The organism is Nostoc sp. WHI (genome assembly GCF_015714725.1).
GTDB lineage: Bacteria > Cyanobacteriota > Cyanobacteriia > Cyanobacteriales > Nostocaceae > Nostoc.
This window is the reverse complement of the sequence record NZ_WBKM01000357.1, coordinates 1-8,305: the sequence shown is the minus strand read 5'-3', so window position 1 is coordinate 8,305 and position 8,305 is coordinate 1. Positions and strand designations below refer to the sequence as shown.

General features: G+C 41.3%; 2 protein-coding genes and 1 pseudogene. 1 reads left to right on the top strand and 2 read right to left on the bottom strand.

The window, feature by feature from the left end:
• Positions 1-499 precede the first annotated feature (499 nt).
• Positions 500-2,665: a S8 family serine peptidase gene (locus F8S12_RS36985; protein WP_196521308.1), complete on the bottom strand. Its 2,166-nt coding sequence runs from the start codon at positions 2,663-2,665 to the stop codon at positions 500-502.
• Between the two features lie 136 nt (positions 2,666-2,801).
• Positions 2,802-7,952 (bottom strand): CHAT domain-containing protein, encoded by a 5,151-nt coding sequence (locus tag F8S12_RS36980; protein WP_196521307.1) that lies wholly within the window; start codon positions 7,950-7,952, stop codon positions 2,802-2,804.
• A 133-nt stretch (positions 7,953-8,085) separates the two neighbouring features.
• Between F8S12_RS36980 and F8S12_RS36975 the strand changes: the two are divergent.
• Positions 8,086-8,305: pseudogene (locus tag F8S12_RS36975) on the top strand (IS5/IS1182 family transposase); the annotation flags it as partial.

Here is an 8,305-nt window from a genome sequence, read left to right as displayed (position 1 = left end):
TTAATATTTTTCAATTCACTAATTTTACCAAAGCTCGATAACTATTATAAATTGTTATTTTAATTAAGTTCTATATTCTAAAAACAGAACTACTTTCCTGGATTTACCCTTCGTTTTTAAGCAAATCCCTCAAATATGTCAGTATTTATACTTAATAATTGTAGTCAATTATTTTTTAGTGATGCCTGCGGTGGTCACTGAGCTTGCCCTTTGCGGAGCGTCTTGTAGAGAAGTGCGCGCTGCGCCTACGCCTTTCCCTAAAAAACTAATTATTTTGTGCTACGTATTGAATTTCAAAATGGCGATTAATACCCTATTTATTTCAAAATGAGAATTGCTGCTGTAGCAGCTTCATCTTTGACGTTATCACAAATGTATCTGATTTAGAAACTTGGTTGGAACAGCAAGAAGGTAATTAGAATTTATTCAAAAATTTTCAGTCGGAGATAATAACTCCAACCTTGGTGTGGCGATCGCTTTTCAAGCTATATCTATAATTTTATCGCCTTTTTTTCACCGCCTTGACTGCGGCATCAGCATTCACCAGTCCTTTGCCAAAAAAGTACGACTTACCTTTCACCGCAGATGAAACTTCACCTTTGCGTCGCTGTGAGCGATATCTCCTAGCATCATCATCAGAGATACTCAGCCCTTGATAACTAGCTGTAGATTTTAAGATACTCACCAAACCTTCTCTGCTAATTTCTTTATTTTCTCCTTTCATCAAAGCCACTACCCCCGCGACGGCTGGTGATGCAAAAGATGTGCCTTCCACCCACCAATATTTGCCCCGCGCATCCAGCACGGTAGACCAACGAGACTCAGGGGTGGACATTCCTTGCCAAAAAGTATCCAGCCAAGTACCGCCTGTGGTGGGTATTCCGCCCAGCATTCCTGGAGTATTTAAGTCTCCTCCTGGTGCAACTATGGCTAAACCTTTGCCGTAGTTACTGTAAGGAGCGCGATTACCTAAAAGATTTGTTGCACCAACAGCCACTACTCCCGGATAGGCGGCGGGATAGGCGACACGGTTAGAGTTTTCGTTACCCGCAGCAGCCACAATTACCAGTTTAGGATGTGCCTTGAGGACATCTGCGATCGCTTCTTCTTCTCCGTCAGTTGGTAGTGTACTACCCAAGCTGAGATTAATGATATCAGCACCGCGATCGGCTGCGTAACCAATGGCTTCAATATAGGCAGAAGGACTGTAACTTCCATTCAATCCAAACAACCGCACAGGTAAAATTTGAGCATTGGGCGCTACACCTACCAATCCCAGATTATCTTGGGGTTTAGCAGCAATTACCCCACTCACCCAAGTACCATGAAATTCTCCCCCGACTTTATAGGTGCGAAAAACGTAACGTAAAATATGAGCAATTTCCTCCACAGACGCATTTGGGTATTTTTGTTTCACCTCCAGCGCTTCAACAGAATATTGTCGAATTAATTCTGCATCCGATAATTTGAAGGTATCTTGAAATCTGGCTGTAAGAATGGCGAGTTCAGTACGACTGATGCGGGTATCTCCATCGCCGATTTCGCAGGGGTCGAGACTATTACCACTACTAGAAAAATCCCACCCGTGGACTTCATCTGGACATTTGTCAGCCGCTTTCACAGTATAGAGACTACCTGCCAAATCAGGATGATCCCATTGAATCAAGCTATCTATGACTGCAACAACTACACCGCGTCCGCCGTTACTACGTTTCCAAGCTTCGGTGACGCGAATATCTGTGCGGGAGACAGGAGATTTTGTGGCGACAGTAGACTTTTGCAGACAGGTTTGTAATAATTCCCAACTAGATAGCTGGGAAAAACATTGTTGTAGGGGTAAGCTGTTCAAATGCCACGCCAATCCGAGTAAGCTGGTTTTTGGAGAAATCCCTCTAGTAGACTGGGGACTGAGGTCTGGGGACTGGGAACTAGGTAAGAGTTTTCCCAATACCCCATCCTCAGTTCCCTTGAGATTCGCCACTTGTTTGCTAGCTGTTTCGAGATTTTGGTCGGTAATTGATTGGATGAAGTTAGGTTGAGCAGAGGAGATGCCTTTGACATTGTTGAGTTGGTTGGCGACATTGAGGATTTGTGTCCCAACCGCCGCCGTGGATTTGACCAGATAGCGATCGCGGTTGAAGCGCAACGGACGCACAATTGTGAGATTATTCTGCTGTAATATAGTCTGTCTCTGGCTTTGGTCAACTTTGGCGTCAAAACTAACGATAATTTCGTTGGGTAGAACAATAACTTCTTTGGTTTGCTGACGAGTCAGGACTGGTAAAGTATTTTCTACGTAGGGTTGCTTCTGAATGCGCTGCTGTAAGGCTTTTAGGGTTCCAGCAGGCAAATTTACTAGAGCATAGTTCTCGCCCAAAGGACTAACTTTTGCCCCACTACCTCCCCGAACGCCACCCTGTAGGGATTCTTGGAGTTGCAGATAAAGGGGTTGAGCCGCAGGGTTACGGGTAGAGACTTTTTTAAAAGTAACAGCGATCGCATCTTGTCGCTGCTTTAGGGGAATGCGTTGTCCTTTATAAATGTAAAATAAGTTACTATCCTCCTGGGTTTGAGCAACGGCTGTCACCTGTGGGGGAATGAAGAAGATCCCCAGCCCAGACCAAAGACAACCCGTGAGTAAAATACCAGATGTAATGCGTTTCATAAGTGTTCAGAAATTTACAAACATGTATATCTTGTCGGTGGGAGGATATGCAAAATGCAGGTTCCAAAGACGCGATAACTCCCCCCTTTGTAAAGACGGTGATTTATCGCGTCTCTTGTCTGAGAGCCGAGATAGTTCACGATTCACCAATCAACGTAAAAGCCGCCCAATTTTTTGGTTGAGGATATTTCTCCATCGTTGTCAGCATGGCTTTTCTAAGTGCTGTGGCTTTGTCAAGCTTTTGTTGCAGATTATTATAGAACTCTGTCATTAAAAATGATGTGGAATTATCATCAACTGCCCACAAGGATACAATAACACTGGGGACACCTGCGCTAATTAAAGAACGAGACAAACCAATCACACCATCACCAGTAATGCGTCCGCGTCCAGTGTCGCAAGCACTGAGAACGACTAAATCTGCATTTAACTTCAGGTTCAAGATTTCTTCGGCGGTGAGTAAGCCGTTATCTTTACTGGAGGGAGCAAGAGCGATCGCACTTCCCAATCCCCGGTTATCATCAAGTAAACCGTGGGTAGCAAAGTGAATGATTCGGGCTTGGGAAATCTTCTGTAAAATTGCAGTCTTACTAGCTTCTTTACCTGTCAGAGCTTGCGTTTTGAGGATTTCAGCAATATCTTTAGATTCCTTTTCTGCCCAAGGTAAATTATTTAATTGTTCAGGGGGTTTTCCTGGTTCCAACTCCACTTTCGGCATTATTGGATTGCCTACAATTAAAGACTTGCCATTTAACTTCTCTACACGTCGTTGTTGCTTTGATGTGAAATCCAATACCTGAATTGATGGTGCAGTGAGGATGGTGTGTTTTTCAATTAGGTACTTATCTTGGTCATATTGCAGCGCGGGGAAAGGAACAAGAAACAATTCACCTTGAGGGATAAAGATAACTCGGTCATTGGGGTTATTGGATAGGATATCTGCAATGGGTTTTATTAAAAAGTCATGGAGTCGTTGTAAGCGATCGCCCTGCTTTACTCCTTCGGCTGCTGAAACTTTAATATTACGAAGACCGCGACTCTTGATGTCTCTCAGCCCCATAGAGAAACGGGTTTTGTCAACTAATTTCTTTAAATTTGTGTTTTCTTTTTGCCATAAAGGCTTGAGGTCGCTACGATTAAATGTGATTTCACCTGTGGGTTTAATAACCCAAATATATAGCTCTGAATCTTGAGTTTGTGGTTTACCATTAACTTTGAATTCATCAGTAATAATTGAATATTGAACGAGAGTTGCATTTTCGTTTTTAGCAATTTGTTTAATCTGTTCAATATTCAGTGCTGTCACTTTCGATTGCTCAGTTGGATTAGGAGATAATCGTTTATTAAGTAAATCAATAAAAGCTCTCGCCCTACCACGTTCAGATATTTCCAAGGCTTCAGTGATTTTATTCTGAGCAATCAACACTTCTTGTAGCAGGCGGTAGGTGCGAGTCTGCTTTTCAAAGATAGATATTTTGTTGGCATCGTCTAATGTGAGGCGGAGGTTTTCCCAAATAGCGATCGCATCCCGCAAATGTTTTTCAGCTTCAGGAAGTTTACCAGCTTGGCGCAGAGCATTGGCAACATTGTTTAAAGCATTCCCCTCAGCTTCTTTATCTTCATTTTGTTTTGCTTTTGCTAAACTTTGCTGATGAAAATCAATAGCCTTTGCTGTATCACCCAGTGCAAAGTAAACATTCCCTAAACCTCCTAGTGCTTCACTGGGAATAAATTCGGTAACCTCTTTGTAATATTGAGTTGCTTTATTGTAGTCGCCCAATGAATAATAGATATTTGCCAAATTAACTCTAGTTTTAGCAACACTAGAAGCGTTTTTGTCAATAGCTAATGCTTGCGATAAGTCTTGAATTGCTTCGTTATATTTACCTTGAGATATGTAAATATTGCCGCGACTTTGTAAAACTTCTGCTTTGAGTTGTGTGTCTGGATTTTGCTCTAGAATTTTTAAAGCATCATTGTAATTTTTAGTTGCTGTCTCATAGTCAGCTAAGGAATTGTAAATATTACCGAGATTGGCGAAATTTTTGACTTGTCTTTGGGGATAGTTAGATTTTTTGGCGATTTCTAAAGCATTATTGTAGGATTTAATAGCTTTGGTGTAGTCACTGAGACAATAGTAAGCATTGCCGAGTTGTTCGAGGATGACTGCTTGGTTTTCAGTGTCGGAGATTTCTTGATAGATTTTTAGAGCTTTTTGCCAGGGGTCGAATGCTAGGGCGCAGTTGGGGGCGTAGAATTGTAAATCACGTAGTTTGTCTGCTTCAACTTTCGGGGAAGATGGGGGATTTGGTGAACTAAAAATAGCGAGTTGTTTGCCATTTATATCCCATACACGAGCAGTTCCGTCTTCAGAACCAGTGACAATTAATTTACCATCTCGACTCAAATAAGCAGTGTTGATTTTGCCCTGATGTCCTCTGAGTTCAGCTATTAGCTTGCCAGAACTATTTAATATACGGGTATTTCCATCATTATCGTTCTTAGATTCAGCGATTATTAGTTTTTCATCAGGGTTGAAAGTTTCTAAATCTTCGTTGGTTTTACCTATTAGTTTTCCAGAAGTGTCCCAAATATAGGCTGTATTGTCATTTGTTCGAGTAATGATTCGTTTTCCGTCTGGGCTAAAACTTGCACCAATCACCGACCCTTGATGTCCCTGAAGTATCGCCAATTGTTTCCCAGAAGTATCCCAAATACGTGCATCTTCACCTGATGCGGTGACAATTAATTTACTATTCGGGCTAAAAGTGGCACTTTCAACCCAAAACTCATGTCCTTGTAGTTCTGCTCGGAACTTACCTGAGACATCCCATAGACGAGGAGTATTATTTTCCATAACAGCAACAACCATCTGTCCATCTGGGCTAAAATTTGCATTCTTGACCTGTACTTCAGTTCCTTCTTGAAGTACGAAGGTTAATTTGGCCGACAAATTCCAAACACGAGCAGTTGTATCTTGTGATATGGTGACAATTTTTTTACCATCTGGACTGAATCTGGCGTTGTTATTCAATCCTCCTTTGAGTTCAGCTACTAACTTACCAGAAGAGTTCCATACACGGACGATATTACCATTGAATGCTGCAACAATCAGCTTTCCATCTGGACTAAAACTTGCACTTTTGATAAAAGCTTTACCAGCACTATTGACAAAATGCTTACGATCAAAACTACTAAGTTCTACTAACTTTTTACCTGATAAATCCCATATATTGACTTTATCATCATCAGATACAGTCAATATTTTCTGACCATCTGGGCTGAAACTGGCACTATCTCCCGCCCCCCAAAGTTCTTTAAGCTCTTTAAACTCTTTTCGTAATTTGCCATCTATATTCCATAAAATAGCTGTATAAGTGTTTCCATCAGAAGAGCTATAATTTTCATCATTAGATACGGTGATGATTTGCTTCCCATTTGGACTAATACTAGCACTGGTTAATTTATTATGATGTCCTGTTAATAATACTAACTGCTGACCAGAAATGTTCCATAAACGAGCAGTTTTATCATCAGATATAGTCACTATTTCTTGTCCATTTAGACTAAAATTAGCTTTTGTGGCTATAGCCTCATGCCCTTTTAATTCTGTGATTAGCTTGCCGTTTCTGTCCCAAACACGGGCGATATCATCGACGGAAGTAGTGACAATTCGTTTTCCATCAACGCTAAAATTTGCCTCTTGCCCTTTGAGTTCTGCTACTAACTTGCCAGAGATATCCCATAAACTAACAAAACCATTTCTATAAGAAGTAGTGACAATTCGCTTGCCATCAGCGCTAAATTTCGCAGTGTTTCCGCCTTCAAATTCAGCTAACAAATTGCCATAAATATCCCATATACGGATGTTACGGTTAGAAGTAGTAAGTATCTTCTCTCCATCAGGACTAAAATTCACCCCGTCAGTTACACCTCTCAACTTTGCTAATAGCTTACCTGATATATCCCACACACGGGCAATGCCGTAATCAGAGTAGACAACCACACGCTGCCCATCAAGACTAAAGCTTATATAAGCTTCTGTAATCCGTTTTTTTAAGCGAGAATCAGGGTCAATATAATTGGAAAAAGGTGTGTCAGGCAACTTGAATTGTGGGGGCATATTTTCAGTCAAGTACCAGACACGAGCAGTATAGTCGTCGGATGCAGCTACTAATTGTTGTCCATCAGCACTAAAGTTCGTACTAGTTATTTTTCCTTGAAATCCTGTAAGTTCTGCTAACACATTACCAGACAAATCCCACACACGAACGCTTTTACCAAAGGGAGCAAACAGCCTTTTTCCATCTGGACTAAAATTAATACCATCAGGGAATAAACTACCTTTAAAAGTTGCTAGCAAATTACCTGATGAATCCCACACGCGGGTATTTTCATCTGAAGCAGTTGCGACAATATGCTTTCCATCTGGGCTAAAAATGGGAATATTGGCATAATCTTGAGGGCCTGTCAGCTCCGTTAGAAAATTACCATAAACGTCCCAAATCCTAGCAATGTTGTCTTTGGAGACGGTAACAATTTGCTTGCCATCGGGACTAAATGCAACGCTACTTGCTCCTTGGTATTTAATTTCTGTTAATAAATTGCCAGACAAATCCCAAATATTAACAGTTTTGCTTGTGATACTCACAATTCTTTGTCCATCAAGACTCAAAGAATACCCGTTTATTTTTGTTACTAACTTGCCGGAAGTCTCCCACACATGATAGCCATCATCTCCTGTAGCGATAATTAGCTGCCCATCAGAGCTAAAACGAGGCCTTTGAATAAAATTTTCGTAATCTATTATTTCTGTCAACAAATTGCCCGATATATCCCATACATGAATAGAACCTGGGGAACAGGTAAGAATTAGCTTGCCATTTGGACTGAAACTCGCGGCTGTAACAGTGGAATTATTTTCTTTAAGAACTGCTAGTAGTTTTTTGTTGGCGATGTTCCACACCCGCGCCGTACCATCTTCTGCTGATGTTACAACTAGCTTGCCATCAGGGCTAAAACTTGCACTCCTTAGCTCTTTCTGGTGTCCTTGCAACTCAGTCAAAATTATACTTTGTGTATCCCACAGCCTCGCTGCACCATCATTTGCTGCTGTTACAATCCATTTACCATCGCCACTAAAACTGGCACTATTAACACCACCAGTATGCTGTTGCAACTTACCTACTAACTTCCCTGATGATTCCCACATCAACCCAGTAAAATCAACTGATACCGTAACTATCTGCTGCCCATCGGATACTGTTGGCGAAACATTACTTAACATAAAAACGCCGATTTTACCGTGTATTACATGGGAAGGGTAATTCTACCTTCCCATGTAATACACGGAAAGAAAAAAATTAAGTTAGCTGCCTCAATAATCAATAAACTAGAAGAAATACCTGTGGAGGCAGTATATGTGCTTACATCCTGAAGAAATTCCTCCTATTCCCGATGAAACGGTACGTGTAGCCAAGGCCGCATTTCCAAAAGGTAATTTATATATGCGCTTGCGTGATGAACTTGGGGTCTTTTATCAAGATGAAGACTTCGCTGCACTTTATCCGCAACGCGGTCAGCCAGCGCAAGCACCTTGGCGGTTGGCGATGATACTGGTGATGCAGTATTTAGAGAATC